Here is a 16,336-nt window from a genome sequence, read left to right as displayed (position 1 = left end):
AGCCGGGGCCGCCGGTGGGACGAGCTCCGAACGGCATTCGATCGGCATGCGAGCGGCATGCTCCCATGCCGCGACGGAACTGTTCCTGCCCCGGCCGCCCGATGGTCATGTGGTTGTCGTGGTTGTCATGAACTGATCAATATCTCCCGGCGGGCCGCTCGCAACAGCGCGGAATGCGGAGCCCTGATCACGCAAGTCGCCCGAGTGGACTCGGGCCCCACCAGCCCCTGCGGCACCCCGCTCATCGAAGTGCCGCAGCGACCAACAACAGGAGGAGCACGGTGAGCAGAGCAAGAAAGCGGCGCGGCGCCCTGATCGGCGCGATGCTGTCCGTCGTCGTCGGCAGCGCGGCCCAGCCCGCGGTCGCCGCGGCGGCAGCGAACACAGGAGGGCAGCAGGCCACCGCAGTTCGGCAGCCCCCGGTCCACGATGTCGAGGAGGGGGTCGCGCGGTCGCTCTCCTCCTCACTCCGGAATCCGGAGTGGAGATCGCAGGTGCGCACGGCCGCGCTCGGCACGGGGGAGTCGGACCTGCAAGCGCTGGCCGGCAAGGCCACCGGCCCGGCGGGGAGGCAACTGGAGGCCTCGGTCTCCGCCGCGGACCGACGCATCGCAGCCCTCAAGGGCCTTCCCGCGTCCACCGGGTCGCTGTTGCGCATACGTCTGGGTGCTCCCTCCATGCGCGCGCACCTGAGTGCCGACGCCACCCCGTGGGTCGCCGTCGCGGCGGCCGACGACCACGCCAAGACCATCACGGCCTACGACAGCCAGGGCCGCCGTCACGCCGTGGACGTGACCCGGGTACCCGCACGCCCCCTCTACATCCTGGACGTCGACGTCTCCAAGGCCCATCGGGCCGGACAGGCCGTGCTGCGGAAGGCGCTCGCCGACAAGGGCCTCAACGCGCAACCGGCCAGGCATGCGAGCGCTTCCGCCGCGGCGGGCTGGTGGGCCACGAAGGTCACGGCCGTCCAGGTGAAGGACGACGAAGAACCCTGGTTCAAGGGCGGAGCCGAGATGTTCTCCCTGGTGACCGGTTTCGGGCAGGACGGCAAGGCGCGCGTCGACTCGGTCGACATGCCGTACCTGGACTACGACAACACCGTCTACTACCCGAACCAGATCCTGGTCAACTGGTCGGACTACAAGTACAACCTCGCCGATGTCGTCATGATGGAGGACGACGACGGCACCAACTACAAGGCGCTGGCCCAGGCGCTCACCACAGCCCTGCTCACCATCACCGACCAGGGGGCCTACACCCCGTTGGTGAACGCGGTGCTGAGCGCGATGCCCGACTCGTGGTTCACCGACGACCCCGACTACGTGGAGTCCTGGTACACCCTGTCGAGGAACTCCTCGGGCCGGCTGAACGGTGCCGCGGGCAACGGCTGGATGACCGTCGAACCGTACTTCGTCGAGCAGTTCTGATCCTGTAACCGCCCGGCGGTGTGCTGTCACCGTGCTTCGGCACAGGCAACTCGACAGCACACCGCCTTGCGGTCTCCAACGGCAGCTGCAACGGAGACCGCGTTCGGGAGCCGGAGGCCTGAACCGCCCTCACACCCAGCCCAGCTTCGCCGCCTTCACCCCCAGTTCCAGGCGGCTGGACGCCCCCAGCCGGGCGGTGATGTCGGCGACCATGCGGCGCTCGGTGCGCACGGAGATTCCCAGGGCGCGGGCCACCGTCTCGTCCTTGTCCCCTGCCGCCAGCATGCGGAGCACCTCACGCTCCTGTGCGGTGGGCTCCCCGGGCACGAACTGGTCGGGGTCCGGCTCCAGGGGTTCGGCGTCCTTCCAGTAGGCGTCGAAAAGGGCGAGCAGCGCCCGGACGACGGGCGGCGTGTGGATCACGACGGCGGTGGGCCGGGGCGCCGGGCGGTCACCGGGAATGACCGCCAGGTGCCGGTCGACGATGAGGAGACGCATCGGGAGTGTGGGTGCGAGGCGTATTTCGCTGCCGTGCTCCGCCGCCCACTTGGCGTAGGCGACGGTGACCCGGTCCTTGACGATGCTGTGCAGATAGAGGCTGCGGAACTTCACCCCACGCAGGATCGCGTGCTCGTTCAGCGGCTGGCCCGCCTCCACCGCCTCCGTCGGAAGAACACCGCCCGGCTGGAAGGACAAGGCCTCCTGCGTGCAACGGCTGGCCAGCGTCTCCAATTTCGTGCGGATTTCATCCATGCCGTCCAGCAGCTCGGTGCCTGCCCGCGACGGGTCGGCAGCCGACTCCGCCGACGCGTACTCGGCGGCGAGCATGGCCAGCGTCGCGCGGGTCTGGGCGATGCGTTCCTGCCGCAGGGCGAGTTCTTGCTCCTCGCGTTGAAGCAGCAGCTCCAGGCCGAGTTCCGGACTGACCGCCCGTACCATGCCCGGCTGGTCCCACGAGGGCTTGAGCAGCGAGAGGGAGATCAGCCGTTCGACGGCCGCGGACACCTGCTGCTCCGTCTGCCCCAGCCGCCCGGCCAGACGGACGTGGTCGTGCTCCTGGTGGAGCAGCATCGCGCGGTACACGGCGAGGGTGTCGACATCGAGCTCGGGGACGTCCTCCATGGTGGTCAACGGGCCGGCAGACGGCCAGGGGACGGCAGAGACCAGCGAACGAGCGGCATGTATCAACTCCCGTGTCCTGCGAGCGAGGGTCGATGGGATCACGATGCCCCGCACGTGATGCCGGAACCAGACCACTTTGCGTCAGCGCTTCGCGCCTGCACGGCCGCCGTTCCCGGCCATGCGGCCGGGGGACGCGTGGCAGGTACGTGCCCGGCAACTGGCTGCCAGACGTTCAGCCTTACGGCCCGTCCGGGCCGGTGGTTGTCTGAGGACACGGCGGACGGGCCGGGGCCGGCAAGGCCCAACCGGTGCCCGCCGAGCCCGTACCGGGCGACTCGACGGACATACTCACCACCGCGAAGGAGTTCTTCCATGCATGTCGTGAAGCGGCAGCCGACGCGCTGTTCCCTGACCGCGATCGCCGTCCTGGCCGGGGTGCTGGGCATGACCGCCCTCACCGGCTCCGCGTGGTACGGCGAACCACACCGGCAGGTGGTGCCCGTGCAGTCCGTCGGGCGAGCCCCCGGGGACTTCGTGTGGCCCTCCGTGTCCGCCTCGGGCGTGCTCAGCGCAAGCGGGCAGGATGTCTGACCCGGCACAGCCCCCCAGGGGCCGTGTCGCCTTGGTCGTCGACGGCTACAGCCCGGTGGGCCGGCTGGTCTGCGACCGGCTCGCCGAACATGGAACGGCCGTCGCGGTCGCCGGCCCCTCCGGCCTGCGCGCCGCCGCCTACTGCCGGGAGTTGCAGAGCCGTCGGCTGAGGGCCGCCCCCTATCTGGTCGAGCCGGGTGAGCCCGCGGCCGTACGACGCCTGCTGAACGAGATCGCCGCGGATCTGGGACCCCTCGACGTCCTGGTCGACCTGATACCCGCCCGGCCGCCCGCGTTCGCGCTGGCCACCGCCGTGCGCGAGGTGATGCTGGGCACGACCCGTGCGGGCCGTGCCGCCCGGATCGTGCTGGCGGGCCCGCCCCGCACCGCACCGGACGTCTCGCGCTGGGTGCGGAAGCCCAGGATCGAGGGCCTGTGCGTCAACGCCGTGACGGCCTTCGGCACTGCGCCGGCCGTGCACGTCGCGGGAGCCGTGCTGCTCCTTCTCACCCGGGACGCCGACGGCATCACCGGGCAGCGGATCGAGGTCGGCGGGACAGCCGCGCGCTGACGCCCCCGGCCGCCTCCCCGCTTCTCCTCCGCGCCCCGGGGCGCGCCTCTCGAAGGGACCACCAGTGGAGTGTTCGGCATGCCCGCGCTCCTCGGAACCGCCTGCGACCGGCACGCCGGAACCCGGCACCGCTCCGGGAGTCCTGCGCTACCGCGGGTTCGTTCTGGGGGAGGGGCAGCCGTGCGGGCATCTCGAACCGCCCGCGGACGCGGTCTGCCTGATGGTGCTCTTCCGGGGGAGAGTGACGCTGGGCAGCGTACCCGGCGGTCCTGTCCACCCGGCCGCGTACGACGCCGCGGTCTGCGGGCTGCGCACCCACGCCCTGCTCAGCCGGCACGGCCCCACGCTGGCCGGAGTCGACATAGCGCTCGCCCCCTGGGCGGCGTACCGCCTCTTCGGCGTACCCATGAGCGAACTGAGCGAGCGCGTCACGGACGCGCACGAACTGCTCGGCGGATCGCCGCCGGGTCTGGAGGGCCTGGCGCTCGCCTTGGCCTCCCTGCCCGGCTGGCCCGACCGGTTCGCCCTGCTCGACCGGTGGCTCACCCGGCTGATGGCCGACGGGCCCCGCCCCGCCCCGCACATCACCCAGGCCTGGCAGCGGCTCACCCGTGGCCCGATGCGGATGCCGGTCGCGCAGCTGGCCCGGGACGTCGGCTGGAGCCAGAGCCAGCTGGAACGCCGCTTTGTGCAGCAGATCGGGGTGACACCCAAGACCGCGGCCCGCATCGTCCGGCTGCGGCGGAGCCTGGGCCTTCTGTCGCGCGGCCGTCCGGCCGCGGAGGTAGCCGTCCTCGCGGGCTATTACGACCAAGCGCACTTCAGCAGGGAGATCAAGACGATGACGGGGTCCCCGGCCAGGCTGCTGCAGAAGTGCGCACACTGCTCCGAATTTCTACAAGACCGGTCGACACCGCGACCGGCACAGTACTTCTCGCCGGTACTTGTCCGGTGAGAGGACCGGGAATTCCGTGGCATTCCGCGCAACGGCCGCCCGGTATGCGATCCGACCCGACCGAATCGAGGAATACGACATGTTCAAGAAACTCGAGTCCGCCGGCGCTGCCCTCCTGGAGCGCCTGGTGCCCCGCGTCGAGGCGTCGGCGTGCGGCTGGAACTGCTGGAACGACTGCTGGCAGTGCGCCCACTCCGCCTGCAAGGTCAACACCTGCACCGGCCAGTTGGTGTGCCTCTCGGGCCGCTGCTGACCGCCTGTGGCCCGGCGGTACGGCGGGCGCTCCCATGCGTCCGCCGCACCGGCGCATCATTCCGCGTCACATCGTTACGAGTGCGACCGGTGCGCGGAACTCCCAGAACTGCGACAAGGGCATTCCATGACGAACACGCTATGGGCGATCCGGTGCCTCATCGGAGTCGTCTTTCTGGTGTCGGCGGCGAGCAAGGCGGGCCGGAGTTCCTTTGCCGCATTCGTGACGTCGGTCGTCGACATGCGGATTCTGCCGCGGGGGGCGGCGGCGCCCGCCGCCGTCTGTACGGTGGCCGCCGAGGGGGCTGTGGCCGGTTTGCTGGCCGCTCCGGCGCGGCACGCGGTCACCGCCGGCCTGCTCCTGGCCGCGGGGCTGCTGGCCGTCTTCACGGCGGCCATCGCCCTCGCCGTACGGCGAGGCACCACCGTCCCCTGCCGCTGCTTCGGGGCCTCGGTGACTCCCCTCGGCTCCCCGCACATCGTGCGCAACACCCTGCTCGCGGGCGCGGCCGCCTTCGGCGCGGTCTGTTCTGCCGTCGCCGCCCGGCCCGCCCCCTCCCCGGCCGGAGTCGTCGTGCCGGCCGTCCTGGGCCTCACGGCCGGCGCTCTGGTCACCCGCCTGGACGACCTGAGCGCCCTGTTCCGCCCCGTTCCCAGCGGCTCCGGCAGCGCGCCGCGGCCGTCGTCACGCCAAGAGGAGAAACGCCATGTCCGTCCTGATTCCGGTCCTGGTCCTCGTCGGGGCCCTGTGCGCACTCGACCTGATCCTCATTCTGGGCATCGTCAAACGGCTGCGTGAGCACACCGAGATGCTGGCCTCGGGCGGTTCCGCCGTGGACACCTACACCATCAACGTCGGCGCGAGTGTGGGGGAGTTCGACGCCGTCACCGTCGACGGCGAGCGGCTGACCCAGCAGATGGCGGACGAGACGCTCGTGGCGTTCTTCTCGCCCACCTGCGGCCCGTGCCGCGAGAAGCTGCCGCGCTTTGTCGAGCACGTCAGCGACGGCCGCGTTCCCCGCGACCGCGTCCTGGTGACCGTGGTCGGGGACCCGGGGGAGTCCGCGTCCTTCATCGAGCGTCTGCGCCCCGTAGCCCGCGTCGTCTCCGAACGGTCCGACGGCGACCTGGGGGCGGCCTTCCAGGTCAAGGCCTTTCCCACCGTGCTGAGGGTCGCCCCCGACGGCGCGGGTGGCACGGTCGTCACCGCCAACGACGTGCGGCTGGACCGCCCCGCCATGGCCGCGGCATGACCCGGGCCCGCCGGGGCGCCCCACGTCACCTGGCACTGGCGCTGGCACTGGCCCGCGAAGCCGCCCCCGGCGTCCTGGCGTGGTACGCCGCGCTGATCCTGACCGGCGGGGCCCTCCCGGTCGGGGCCGCCTGGCTGACCAAGCGGCTCGTGGACGGGCTGGTGCGCGGTGCCCCGGCGGGTGAGCTGGCGTACCTCGGCTGCTGCCTCGCCGCCGCCGGAGTGGTCGCGGGCGTCCTGCCCCAGTTGACCACGTACCTGCGGGCCGAACTCGAACGAGCCGTGGGCCTGCGCTCCCAGGACCGGCTGTTCGAGGCGGTGGCCGGCTTCGTCGGCCTCGGCCGTTTCGAGAATCCGGAGTTCCTCGACCGGCTGCGCCTGGCCCAGCAGGCCGGGCGGATGTCCCCGAACCAGGCCGTGGACGGCCTCCTGGGCATCGCACGGTCGGCGGTCACCGTGACCGGCTTCCTGGGGACACTGGTCGTGGTCAGCCCGGTCATGGCGGCCCTGGTGCTCTTCTCGGGCGTGCCCGTCCTGCTGGCCGAGGTGGCCCTGTCGCGCCGCCGGGCCCGCATGTTCTGGGACATCGGCCCCGCAGAGCGGCGTGAGACCTTCTACAGCGAACTGCTGGGCACCGTGGAGGCCGCCAAGGAGGTCCGGCTGTTCGGCACGGGAGCGTTTCTGCGTGCCCGGATGCTCGCCGAGCGGCGCACGGCCAACCGCCTGCGCCGGGCGGTCGATGTGCGCGAAGTCCGTGTGCAGACCGTGCTAGGCCTGCTGGCGGCAGCCGTCTCCGGCGCCGGACTCGTCTGGGCGGTACACGTCGCCCACGCAGGGACACTGACGGTCGGTGACGTCGCGGTCTTCGTCGCCGCAGTCGCGGGGGTGCAGTCGGCGCTGGCCTCCACGGCCGGTGAGTTCGCCCGCGCCCACCAGGCGCTGCTGATGCTGGGGCACTACGGAGCGGTGACCGGCGCCGGACCCGACCTGCCGGTCCGCCGTGCGGCGGCCGACCCGGGACCGCTGCGGCGCGGCGTGGAACTCCGCGACGTATGGTTCCGCTACGCGGACGGCCACCCGTGGGTACTGCGAGGTGTCACACTGCACATACCGGACGGTGCCTCCCTGGCGCTGGTCGGTCTGAACGGGGCGGGCAAGTCGACGCTGGTGAAGCTCCTGTGCCGGTTCTACGACCCGACACGCGGTGCGATCCTGTGGGACGGAGTGGATCTCCGTGACCTCGACCCCGTGCGGCTGCGCGCACGTATCGGCGCGGTGTTCCAGGACTTCATGCACTACGACCTGACAGCCGCCGAGAACATCGCGCTGGGCGACCTCACCGCCCTCGACGACCCCGAGCGCGTCCGGGGGGCGGCGAAGCGGGCCGGAGTCCACCCCGCCGTCGCAGCCCTCCCCGACGGCTACGGCACTCTCCTGTCGCGGGCCTTCCCCGGCGGCGGTGACGACCCGTCCGGAGTGGAGCTGTCCGGCGGGCAGTGGCAGCGGCTCGCGCTCGCCCGGGCGTTCCTGCGCGACCGCAGCGACCTGATGATCCTGGACGAACCGGCCTCCGGGCTCGACGCTGCGGCCGAGCACGAGATCCACGCGGCGCTGCGGCGTCACCGGCGGGGGCGGACCAGCGTGCTGATCTCCCACCGGCTGGGAGCAGTTCGCGACGCCGACACCATCGTCGTACTGTCCGGCGGCCGCATCACCGAGCACGGCGACCACCGCAGCCTGATGGCGCTCGGCGGCGAATACGCCCGGCTCTTCGCCCTCCAGGCCCGTGGATACGAGGACGGCGCCGGCACTCGCACCGCTACGGGAGGCTGCTGATGGGCGGACCACGACCGGGTGCGCGGACACCCGCCCTCGCCCTGTGGGCCCATGCGGCCGTGCCGGGCGCCGTCGCGGTGGTGTGCGCGGCCGGCGCCGTGAGACTGCTGCGTCAGCGGCTGACGGCGGTGACTGTCCGGGGACGCAGCATGGAACCGGGCTACGTCGACGGCGATCGGGTCCTGGTGAGCCGCCCGGGCCGGCTGGTGCCGGGGCGCGTGGTGGTCCTGGAGCGCAGCTGCCCCGACGGCGGCCGGAGCCTTCCGCCCCTGCCACCCGGTGCGTCCCCCGAAGCCGTCCGCGGCCGCCACTGGATCGTCAAGCGCATCGCCGCGGTCCCCGGCGACCCGGTGCCGCGGACCACGGTGCCCGCTCTCGCGGCGGTCCCCGAGACCCGCGTACCGCCCGGGCGGCTGGTGCTGCTGGGGGACAACCCGGACGCGAGCATCGACTCCCGTCAGGTGGGCTACTTCCCCCTGGACCGGATCCTCGGAACGGTGATGTGTCCCTTGGGGCGGAGTGAGGGGACAACGAGCAGCGAGGCGTCAGTGCGGGCGGCCGCGTCCCGCAGCCGGCGGGCGCGGTCGTAACCGCGGGGCGCGGTCATCTCCAGGACGTGCCCACCGAGACCGCCGGATCCTGGGTTCAGCGCTGCGTGGCGGTCACGGCACTCGCACGGCGGCGCGAGCTCGGTGCGTTCCTGCGTGCACGGCGCGAGGGGACCACCCCGGCCGGAGGCGGGTCTCCCGGGTTCGGCCCGGCGACCCACGCGCGGCCTGCGTCGGGAGGAGCTCACCGTGCTCGCGGGCGTGAGCAGTACCCGGCACGCCTATCTGGAGGGACGGGACGTGCACCGGTCCGGCCATGGTCACGCGGCGATTGCCGACGTACTGCGGCTCGCCGGGGACGAGCGCGCTCACCTACACGTACTGGCCGAAGCGGCCGCCGACACGGGGCTCACCCCAGACGACGACCGGTTCATCCGGCTCCCGGCTCAACTCCGCGGGGCAGTGCCGAGGCGACCGCGGGTGGCCCCGGTACGACATCGCGACAGACCGCTCGGACAGCCAGACGTCCGGCATCCGACTCGCGGCCCGCTGACACTCGGGCACTCCGCGTTCACCGTCGCCGATGCTCCCGTCGGTCCAAGCCGGCTGGGAGCTTGCGCCCGTAGGCGAGCAACAGAAGCTCCTGAGCCGGGCGTATCACCCGGGTGCCCGAGCCGTATGACCAAGCGAGGTCGGTTGTCCGCAACTCGACATCCTGAAGGTTCGCCCTGAAGAACCGCAGCGTCTGCGGCTTGACGGTTTCCAGCACGACCCGCAGGCGTTCCTTCGGGACCTGCCGCGCCAGGCCGAGCGCGACCGTGATGTCCAATCCGTGGACGACATCGTGGCCGAGTGCCGCAGCCAGACCACCCACCGGTGGCTTCCAGGGGTGATGTGCGTTGTCCCGGAGTGCTGCCCCGAGTTCGGCAGGAGTAAGGGCAGCAGCGTCACGGCGCGCGAGGCGGTCGGTCATCCGGTGCAGCTTGCCTCCCGCCCGGGCGAGCTCCAGTGCGGTCCTGGCGAACGAGTACCGGAATCCCATGCTCATATGGGCGGCGACCTCCCGCACCGTCCATCCGTCGCACAAGCTCGGCGCTTCCCACTGATCGCCCGTCAACCCATGGAGAACATCGGCCAGTTCACGTCGTTCGGCCGCGATGGCAGCGCGGACATGCTCAGCTGCCCTCTCCATGATCAACGGGCCTGTCGAATCGGCTGCCATATGTCCAAGACCAGGGACTTCTCACAACTAGAATCCCTGGTTATGGAGCTCCGCCAGCTGCAGTACTTTCTCGCTGTCGTCGAGGAGGCCAACTTCACCCGCGCCGCCGCTCGCCTGCGCCTTGCCCAGCCCGGCGTAAGTGCCCAGATCCGGCAACTGGAGCGGGAACTCGGACAGCCTCTGCTGGACCGCTCCGGCCGCAAGGTGACCACCACGGCCGTGGGTGAGGCGGTGCTGCCCTACGCGCGGGCGGCACTCGCCGCGGTCGAGGGGATACAGCAGACGGTGGACGAGTTCACCGGCCTGGTCCGGGGGCAGGTCACCATCGGCCTCGTCTCGGCAACGGCGACCGACAGGTACGACGTGGCCGCCGTACTGGCCGAGTTCCACGAAGAGCACCCACAGGTCGAGATATCTCTCACCGAGGACACATCGGCGCGCATGCTCACCGCCCTGCGCCGCGGTGAGCTCGACTTCGCGGTGGTCGGCATCGCCGACGACGACCCGCCACCCGGCATCAGCCTCCGGATCGTCATCGACACTGCGCTGGTCGCCGCCATGTCCCCGGACGACCCACTGCTCACACCCTCCGACCGCACAGAGCTCCCCCTGACCGCGCTCGCCGACCGGCCTCTCATCAGCCTTCCGCGGGGCACCGGCCTGCGCGGGACACTCGAGCGGGCCTGCACACAGGCCGGATTCCAGCCACGTATCGCCTTCGAGGCTGCCGAGCCGACCCTGCTGGCACGCCTCGCCTCCCGCGGTCTGGGCGTGGCCATCCTCCCGGAGATCCCGCCCGAGGCGGCAGCCGCCCTGGGCCTTTGCACCCTCCCGCTCACCTCTCCCCGCCTCCGCGGGCGGATCGCTCTCGCATGGCCGACCGGCGGCCCCACGACCCCGGCGGCACGCGCCCTGCTCATCCGCATGCAGAGATTCTTCTCGTTGGTTGGGAGCCTTCAGCCGCCGGTCGGCTGAAGGAGACGAGTCGCGATCGCGACGATCGCCAGGATCCCGGCGATCACGCGGAGACCCGTCGGACCGGGCCAGGTCTTCCGTGCCGCTGCCGGCTGCATGTCCCACATCAGCCGCGCCACGCCCCCGTAGTCGCACGCCACCAGGAGCAGTGCGCCCACAGGGAGCACCCAGATCCACTCGACGCGCAACTTCTCACCCTTCATCTGTCCCACAGCCGTGACCCACAGCCGTGACCCCGGGCTTCGATGCCTGAACGGCTGCCGAGTGCCGGTCGCTGCGCCGGGCCTACTTGTACTGGGCGATCTGGATGAGGTTGCCGCAAGTGTCGTCCAGCACCGCCGTGATGACCGGACCCATCTCCGCCGGCTCCTGCGTGAACCGCACCCCGAGGTTGCGCAGCCGGTTGAACTCGGCGTGCACGTCCTCCACGGCGAAGGAGGTGGCCGGGATGCCGTCCGCGACCAGCGCCGCCTTGTACGGTTTCACCGCGGGGTGACCGTCGGGCTCCAGCACCAGTTCGGTGCCGTTCGGGTCCTCCGGCGAGACCACGGTCAGCCACCGGTAGTCGCCGAGCGGGACCTCGGTCTTCTTCAGAAAACCCAGGACGTCGGTGTAGAAGCGCAGGGCCTTGTCCTGGTCGTCGACGAAAACGCTGGACAGGTGGATCTTCATGGAGTGCTCTCCGGCACATCGGGCCTGAGCCATCGGGTGACCATGCGCTCAAGCGGTTCGGTGTTCAGATCGTGGAATTTGTAGCGGCCCTGGCGTCGTGTCCGGACCAGGCCCGCCGCCTCCAGCACGGCGAGATGCTGGCTGACCGCCTGGCGGGACAGCCCCAGACCGTGCTTGGTGGCCAGCCGCGCGCAGATTTCGAACAGGGACTGCCCGTCCCGTTCCACCAGCTCGTCGAGGATGCGTCGGCGGGTGGGGTCGGCCAGTGCCTTGAAGACATCTTCCGCCACAGCCACACCATAGGCAAGTGACGGCTTGCCTGACAATCGGATGCGCTCGCACCATCCGATGCGCTACCTGACGCGTCATCTGGTACGGCTGCATCTGGTACGGCTGCCTCTGGACGGGCCGCGACCCACAAAGCCGAACGCGGCGCCTACTCGTCCGGCTGCGCGGTGGGGTTCAAGAGCCGGCCCCACCCGGGGTCATCGCAGGCGCGGACACATTGCCGACGGCCCGCTTGAACTCCGGGCAGTCGACGATCGGCTCGTGCTTGCGGACCGCGGCGTGCCGGAGGCTGTCGCGGAGCCGTGTGAGCCGGCCGATCTGCTCGTCGAGGGTGCGGGCCTTGTCGGCCATGCGATCGCGCAGGTCCGCGTCGGACGGCCGTGCCACCAGGAACCGGCCGATCTCGGCGACCGAGAACCCTGCGCTGCGCGCGCAGGTGATCAGCTCCAGGCGTTCCAGCACGCCCGGGTGGTAGGTACGGCGGAGACCGTTGCGGCCCGCGGCGGCGATCAGCCCCTTCTTCTCGTAGAACCGCAGCGCCGAGGGCGCCAAGCCCGACCGCCGCGCGACCTCGGCGATGTCCAACAACGGTTCTTCCCTCACTGCTCTGACCCCTTGACTCGAATCGCGGTTCAAGTCGCAGAAAAGGCCCTTGCCAGGGCGTGGCTTTCGGCCTCGACGGCGTGGCCGACCGCCTCGGGCCTGCCGGTGTGGGTGATTCTGGCCTGGTGCATCGGCTGCGTGCCACCGCGCTCCAGGCCCGCTCGCAACCAGGGGGCCGGAACGCGCCGAGGAGGACGGAGGAGGACATATGACGACCCTGGCCGACCCTGTCCCCGGCGGACGTCCGAGTGAGGTGGAGCGGGCCACCGCACTGGCTGCGGAACTGTCGGCGCGGAGCGTGCACGGCATCGTTCTTGCGTACGTCGACACGGCGGGTATCACTCGCGTGAAGACCATTCCGACGGCCAGGCTCGGGCCCGCGGTCGCCTGGGGCCTGGGGATGTCACCGGTGTTCGACACCTTCCTGGCGAACGACTCCATCGTCACCACCGACGTACTCGGCTCCCCCGACGGTGATCTTCGTCTGTACCCCGACCTCGACCACCTGGTGGTCCTCGCCGGACAGCCGGGCTGGGCATGGGTCCCGGTCGACCGGATCACCCAGGAGGGTGAGCGGCATCCGGGGTGCAGCCGGACCTTCCTGCGCCATGTGGTCATGGACGCCGCTGTTCGGTACGGCGTCACCTTCAAAGCGGCCATCGAAGTCGAATGGACCCTCGGGCGGGGAACCACGGCGGGCGACGAGTTCGTTCCCGCGACCACGGGTCCGGCGTACGGGGCCACCCGGCAGGTCGAAGTAGGCGACTACACCGTTGAACTGCTGGCCGCGCTTGCAGCCCAGGGCGTGGACGTCGACCAGGTGCACCCCGAGTACGCGGCCGGGCAGTTCGAGGTGTCCGTGGGGGCGCTGGATCCGGTGGCCGCGGCCGACCGGAGCGTGCTGGTGCGGCAGACGATCCGCGCGGTGGCCGGACGCCATGGGCTCAGGGTCTCCTTCGCGCCGGCGGTGACCGCGGAGGGGGTCGGCAACGGCGGGCACGTCCATCTCTCCGCCTGGCGCGGCGGGATCAATCTCCACACCGGCGGCGACGGCCGGTACGGAATGACAGCCGAAGCCGAGTCGTTCGCCGCCGGCCTGCTCGCCCACCTTCCCGCGCTCACGGCGGTGACCGCCCCGAGCCCGGCCAGCTATCTGCGGCTCAAACCTTCGCAGTGGGCCGGGGCGTTCGCCGTGTGGGGCCGTGAGACACGCGAATCCGCGGTGCGCGTGATCACCGGCACCGCAGGACTACACGAGCAGGCCGCGAACCTGGAAGTGAAGCCGGTCGACCTGGCCGCCAACCCGTACCTCGCACTCGGCTGCCTCATCACCGCCGGACTCGACGGCGTTGCCGCCTCCATGCCGCTGCCCGAGGAGGTGACCGGGGATCCCGCGCGGTTCACCGGAGAGGAGGCGCAGACGCGAGGAGTGCGCCGTCTGCCGGAATCACTCGAGGACGCCGTGGAAAGGTTCCGCGAGGACGCCGAACTCCGCACGGCGTTGGGGCCGGTCCTGGCCGACGCGATCATCGCCGTACGCCTCGGGGAGATGGCCACGGTGGCCGGGTTGGACGACGAGCAGGTGGCGACGGCGTACCGGTGGGTGTACTGATCGCGGCCGAGGACAGCGGATTCCCATCGACCGTGAAGGAGAGCGCCCGGTCATGAGCAGCACGCCACCGGCCGCCGGGCCGGTCCACGAGACCCTGGCCCGGTTGCCCCTCGTGGATCATCACTGTCATGGCGTCGTCACCGCCGATCTCGATCCGGAGGCGTTCCAGTCGCTCATCACCGAGGGCGATGTATGGCCCGCGAGCGGGATCACGCCTTTCGACACCCCGGCCGGCGTGGCCATCCGCCGGCACTGCGCTCCCCTTCTGGACCTGCCGCGGCACGCGCCGGCCCCGGAATACCTCGCCCGGCGGGCCGAGCTGGGCTGGCGCGAGGTCAATCGCAGGTTCCTTGCCGCAGCCGAAACCGACGTGTTCTGCGTGGACACCGGCTACCTTCCGGAGCGCCTCACGACACCGGCGGAACTGGCCGCTGCCACGGGCCGCCCGGCCGCGGCAGCGTACGAGGTGCCACGACTCGAGGCCGTCGCCGAGACCGTGGCGGCCGGGGGAGTGGAACCCGACGAGTACGCCGGCGCGTTCCTCACTGCCATGAGCGAGGCCGTGACCGAGCGAGCCGCGGTGGCGGTGAAGTCCGTCGCCGCCTACCGCACGGGATTCGACCTGGATCCCCGTCGGCCTTCGGACGCCGAGGTGACCACGGCGGCCCGGCGCTGGCTGGCCGCGGAAGCGACCAGGAGCACCGCGCCCCGTGCCGAAGAGAACCCACCGGATCGCCCCCGGATCGACGACCCCGTCCTCGTACGACATCTGCTCTGGACAGCGGTGGACCTCGGGCTGCCCCTGCAACTGCACACCGGTTTCGGGGACAACGACATCCGGATGCACCGGGTCGACCCCGCCCACCTGACGGACTGGCTGCACCTGATCTCCGGTACCATCCCGGTCCTGCTGCTGCACTGCTGGCCGTACCAGCGCCAGGCCGCCTATCTGGCCGCCGTCTTCGAGCAGGTGCACCTCGATGTCGGGCTCATCCTGCACCACTCCGGTCCCGTCCGCGCCCGGGCGATCCTGGAGGAGGCACTCGAGATCACCCCGTTCCGCAAACTCCTCTACAGCTCCGATGCCTACGGGGTCGCCGAGTTCTACCAGCTCGGCGCACTGGCTTTCCGTCAGGGTCTGGCGGGGCTGTTGCAGGACCGGGTGGATGCGGACGAACTGAGCCTGCCGGACGCGCTGAGGATCGCCACGTGGGCGGGGCGCGACAACGCCGTTCGTGTGTACGGGTTTTCTGCGTGAGAGGAGCTGGGCCGCGCTCTCTCGCATGCGCTCGCCCATCTGCACGCCGCCGGGCGCCGCACCGGGCCTGTCGTCGAAGAGGCATGCGATCTGCTCGGCGCCTTCGACCGGGTGGAGTGCGGCCGCGACGCTCACCATGGTCAAGCGCGGGGAGGGTCGTCCTCGGACTACCGCCTGCCGGAGACGGGTTGGGGCACGCTGACGCCGCGGCGGAGGCGACCCGTTTCCGGCAAGCAGTGGACCGATTCAGGGGAGTGGCACGACCGACGAGGCCTGAAGGCGCGGGAGGCGACCAGTGACCGAATGGTGCCGCTCCCATCCATCGCCGCTACCACGGGCCGCGCCGACGGCCACGGCACCCGACCCTCGCATCAGAAGCCCAGCAGCGAACGCAGGAATGTCGCCGCCGTCGATGCGGCACCCTCGTACCTGGTCCAGTCGACAGTCCGTTGTGGCGTCACGGGGTTCTGATTCCAGGCGGTCAGGAGCTCCCTGCTTTCGGCGGCCAGCAGACCCATGCACACCATCAGTTGCCTTCGGGCGAGATCGACCGGGAAGCCGGGGGCTATTGGGAAACCGGTGTGCAGGCTGGGCTGACCCTGGGGGCTGATGCCAAATGCCGGCGAGCCCGACGTCTCATAGGTTGCGACCAGCAGCTTTTGGGGATCGTGGATAGTAATGCCGGTGAACTGGACTACTGCGACGAGGCGTCCGGCGGACACGTTCCGCTCGATGCCCTCCTTCCACCGATGGAGCTCCCGGGTGTAGATGGCGATTCCGTCGACCGTCACCTCATAGTTTGGGGTTCCGTCGGCAAGATGAATCACCCGTCTGATCGGCACGTCGCCGGCTGAGTAGTTCCAACCATCTGTCCGGTCGAAAATCTTGTCGAGTACCCAGGTCTCGGTCGGCCTTGGCGGGTCCCAATCCACTTCCATCCCCCCGGATCGCCGTGTACGCGGTGCCGCTCGCCAACATACTGCCCGGAGGCCACCACGTCCGGCGCGGTGCCGAGCACGTCGCGCAGCGTCTCGCGCTCGTCGGCCTTCGCGCCGGTGACGGCGAACAGGACCGGCAGCCCGCCGAGGGTGCACACCAGGTGCAGCCGCAGGCTGTTGTGAGGGTGTCCGGATCGTTCGTCAGTGCCCC

Annotated in this window: 19 protein-coding genes and 1 pseudogene; 12 read left to right on the top strand and 8 right to left on the bottom strand. The window is 70.8% G+C overall.

Features of this window, described 5'->3' with window-relative positions:
- Positions 1 to 281: 281 nt before the first annotated feature.
- Positions 282 to 1,430, top strand: coding sequence for a DUF3103 family protein (locus ABZ876_RS31150; protein ID WP_361788196.1), 1,149 nt, complete (start codon positions 282 to 284; stop codon positions 1,428 to 1,430).
- 129 nt (positions 1,431 to 1,559) lie between these two features.
- On the opposite strand, the gene ABZ876_RS31145 is transcribed toward ABZ876_RS31150, so the two are convergent.
- Entirely contained in the window at positions 1,560 to 2,552 is a 993-nt protein-coding gene (locus ABZ876_RS31145; RefSeq protein ID WP_361788308.1) for a LuxR C-terminal-related transcriptional regulator, read from the bottom strand.
- A gap of 372 nt (positions 2,553 to 2,924) precedes the next feature.
- Here ABZ876_RS31145 and ABZ876_RS31140 point away from each other — a divergent pair, with 372 nt between their 5' ends.
- From ABZ876_RS31140 to ABZ876_RS31105, 8 genes are all read left to right on the top strand, one after another.
- The gene (locus tag ABZ876_RS31140) at positions 2,925 to 3,143 is read left to right on the top strand and encodes a hypothetical protein (RefSeq protein ID WP_361788194.1); all 219 of its coding nucleotides are present in this window, start codon (positions 2,925 to 2,927) and stop codon (positions 3,141 to 3,143) included.
- Positions 3,136 to 3,714 carry an SDR family NAD(P)-dependent oxidoreductase gene (locus ABZ876_RS31135; RefSeq protein ID WP_361788192.1) on the top strand — a complete coding sequence of 193 codons (579 nt, stop codon included), beginning with the start codon at positions 3,136 to 3,138 and terminating at the stop codon, positions 3,712 to 3,714. The genes ABZ876_RS31140 and ABZ876_RS31135 overlap by 8 nt, the downstream gene beginning before the upstream one ends.
- 64 nt (positions 3,715 to 3,778) lie before the next feature.
- Positions 3,779 to 4,669, top strand: a complete 891-nt coding sequence (locus ABZ876_RS31130; protein WP_361788190.1) for a helix-turn-helix domain-containing protein — start codon at positions 3,779 to 3,781, stop codon at positions 4,667 to 4,669.
- 79 nt (positions 4,670 to 4,748) lie between these two features.
- Entirely contained in the window at positions 4,749 to 4,922 is a 174-nt protein-coding gene (locus ABZ876_RS31125; protein ID WP_361788188.1) for a hypothetical protein, read from the top strand.
- 126 nt (positions 4,923 to 5,048) lie between these two features.
- Positions 5,049 to 5,720, top strand: a complete 672-nt coding sequence (locus ABZ876_RS31120) for a MauE/DoxX family redox-associated membrane protein (protein ID WP_361788186.1) — start codon at positions 5,049 to 5,051, stop codon at positions 5,718 to 5,720.
- Positions 5,629 to 6,174, top strand: coding sequence for a hypothetical protein (locus ABZ876_RS31115; RefSeq protein WP_361788184.1), 546 nt, complete (start codon positions 5,629 to 5,631; stop codon positions 6,172 to 6,174). The genes ABZ876_RS31120 and ABZ876_RS31115 overlap by 92 nt, the downstream gene beginning before the upstream one ends.
- Positions 6,171 to 8,009, top strand: a complete 1,839-nt coding sequence (locus ABZ876_RS31110; RefSeq protein ID WP_361788182.1) for an ABC transporter ATP-binding protein — start codon at positions 6,171 to 6,173, stop codon at positions 8,007 to 8,009. The genes ABZ876_RS31115 and ABZ876_RS31110 overlap by 4 nt, the downstream gene beginning before the upstream one ends.
- Positions 8,009 to 8,599 (top strand): S26 family signal peptidase, encoded by a 591-nt coding sequence (locus tag ABZ876_RS31105; protein ID WP_361788180.1) that lies wholly within the window; start codon positions 8,009 to 8,011, stop codon positions 8,597 to 8,599. Before ABZ876_RS31110 ends, ABZ876_RS31105 begins: the two co-directional genes overlap by 1 nt.
- Positions 8,600 to 9,128: 529 nt before the next feature.
- Here ABZ876_RS31105 and ABZ876_RS31100 read toward each other — a convergent pair.
- Positions 9,129 to 9,779, bottom strand: a complete 651-nt coding sequence (locus tag ABZ876_RS31100) for a maleylpyruvate isomerase family mycothiol-dependent enzyme (RefSeq protein ID WP_361788178.1) — start codon at positions 9,777 to 9,779, stop codon at positions 9,129 to 9,131.
- Positions 9,780 to 9,821: 42 nt separating this feature from the next.
- On the opposite strand from ABZ876_RS31100, the gene ABZ876_RS31095 reads away from it, so the two are divergent.
- Complete coding sequence (locus tag ABZ876_RS31095; protein WP_361788176.1) at positions 9,822 to 10,754, top strand: LysR substrate-binding domain-containing protein; 933 nt, start codon at positions 9,822 to 9,824, stop codon at positions 10,752 to 10,754.
- Here ABZ876_RS31095 and ABZ876_RS31090 read toward each other — a convergent pair.
- The 4 genes from ABZ876_RS31090 to ABZ876_RS31075 form a co-directional block, all read right to left on the bottom strand.
- A complete protein-coding gene (locus ABZ876_RS31090; RefSeq protein WP_361788174.1) occupies positions 10,736 to 10,966 on the bottom strand; it encodes a hypothetical protein in 231 nt (76 codons plus the stop codon). The two genes, ABZ876_RS31095 and ABZ876_RS31090, sit on opposite strands and share 19 nt — an antisense overlap.
- A gap of 73 nt (positions 10,967 to 11,039) precedes the next feature.
- On the bottom strand, positions 11,040 to 11,426 hold the full coding sequence (locus tag ABZ876_RS31085; protein ID WP_361788173.1) for a VOC family protein: 387 nt from the start codon (positions 11,424 to 11,426) through the stop codon (positions 11,040 to 11,042).
- Positions 11,423 to 11,716: a metalloregulator ArsR/SmtB family transcription factor gene (locus ABZ876_RS31080; protein ID WP_361788171.1), complete on the bottom strand. Its 294-nt coding sequence runs from the start codon at positions 11,714 to 11,716 to the stop codon at positions 11,423 to 11,425. Before ABZ876_RS31080 ends, ABZ876_RS31085 begins: the two co-directional genes overlap by 4 nt.
- Positions 11,717 to 11,888: 172 nt before the next feature.
- Positions 11,889 to 12,317, bottom strand: coding sequence for a MerR family transcriptional regulator (locus tag ABZ876_RS31075; RefSeq protein WP_361788169.1), 429 nt, complete (start codon positions 12,315 to 12,317; stop codon positions 11,889 to 11,891).
- 208 nt (positions 12,318 to 12,525) lie between these two features.
- Here ABZ876_RS31075 and ABZ876_RS31070 point away from each other — a divergent pair, with 208 nt between their 5' ends.
- On the top strand, positions 12,526 to 13,929 hold the full coding sequence (locus tag ABZ876_RS31070) for a glutamine synthetase family protein (protein ID WP_361788167.1): 1,404 nt from the start codon (positions 12,526 to 12,528) through the stop codon (positions 13,927 to 13,929).
- Between the two features lie 52 nt (positions 13,930 to 13,981).
- On the top strand, positions 13,982 to 15,187 hold the full coding sequence (locus tag ABZ876_RS31065; RefSeq protein ID WP_361788165.1) for an amidohydrolase family protein: 1,206 nt from the start codon (positions 13,982 to 13,984) through the stop codon (positions 15,185 to 15,187).
- 371 nt (positions 15,188 to 15,558) lie between these two features.
- Here the strand turns inward: ABZ876_RS31065 and ABZ876_RS31060 are convergent, their stop codons facing one another.
- Both ABZ876_RS31060 and ABZ876_RS31055 read right to left on the bottom strand, forming a co-directional pair.
- Positions 15,559 to 16,119, bottom strand: a complete 561-nt coding sequence (locus tag ABZ876_RS31060; RefSeq protein ID WP_361788163.1) for a hypothetical protein — start codon at positions 16,117 to 16,119, stop codon at positions 15,559 to 15,561.
- 53 nt (positions 16,120 to 16,172) lie between these two features.
- Positions 16,173 to 16,298 (bottom strand): annotated as a pseudogene (locus tag ABZ876_RS31055) (IS982 family transposase); the annotation flags it as partial.
- Positions 16,299 to 16,336: the final 38 nt, after the last annotated feature.

Origin of the sequence: Streptomyces sp. NPDC046931 (assembly GCF_040644655.1) — a bacterium.
Taxonomy (GTDB): Bacteria; Actinomycetota; Actinomycetes; order Streptomycetales; family Streptomycetaceae; genus Streptomyces.
This window is presented reverse-complemented; position numbering and strand designations above follow the sequence as displayed.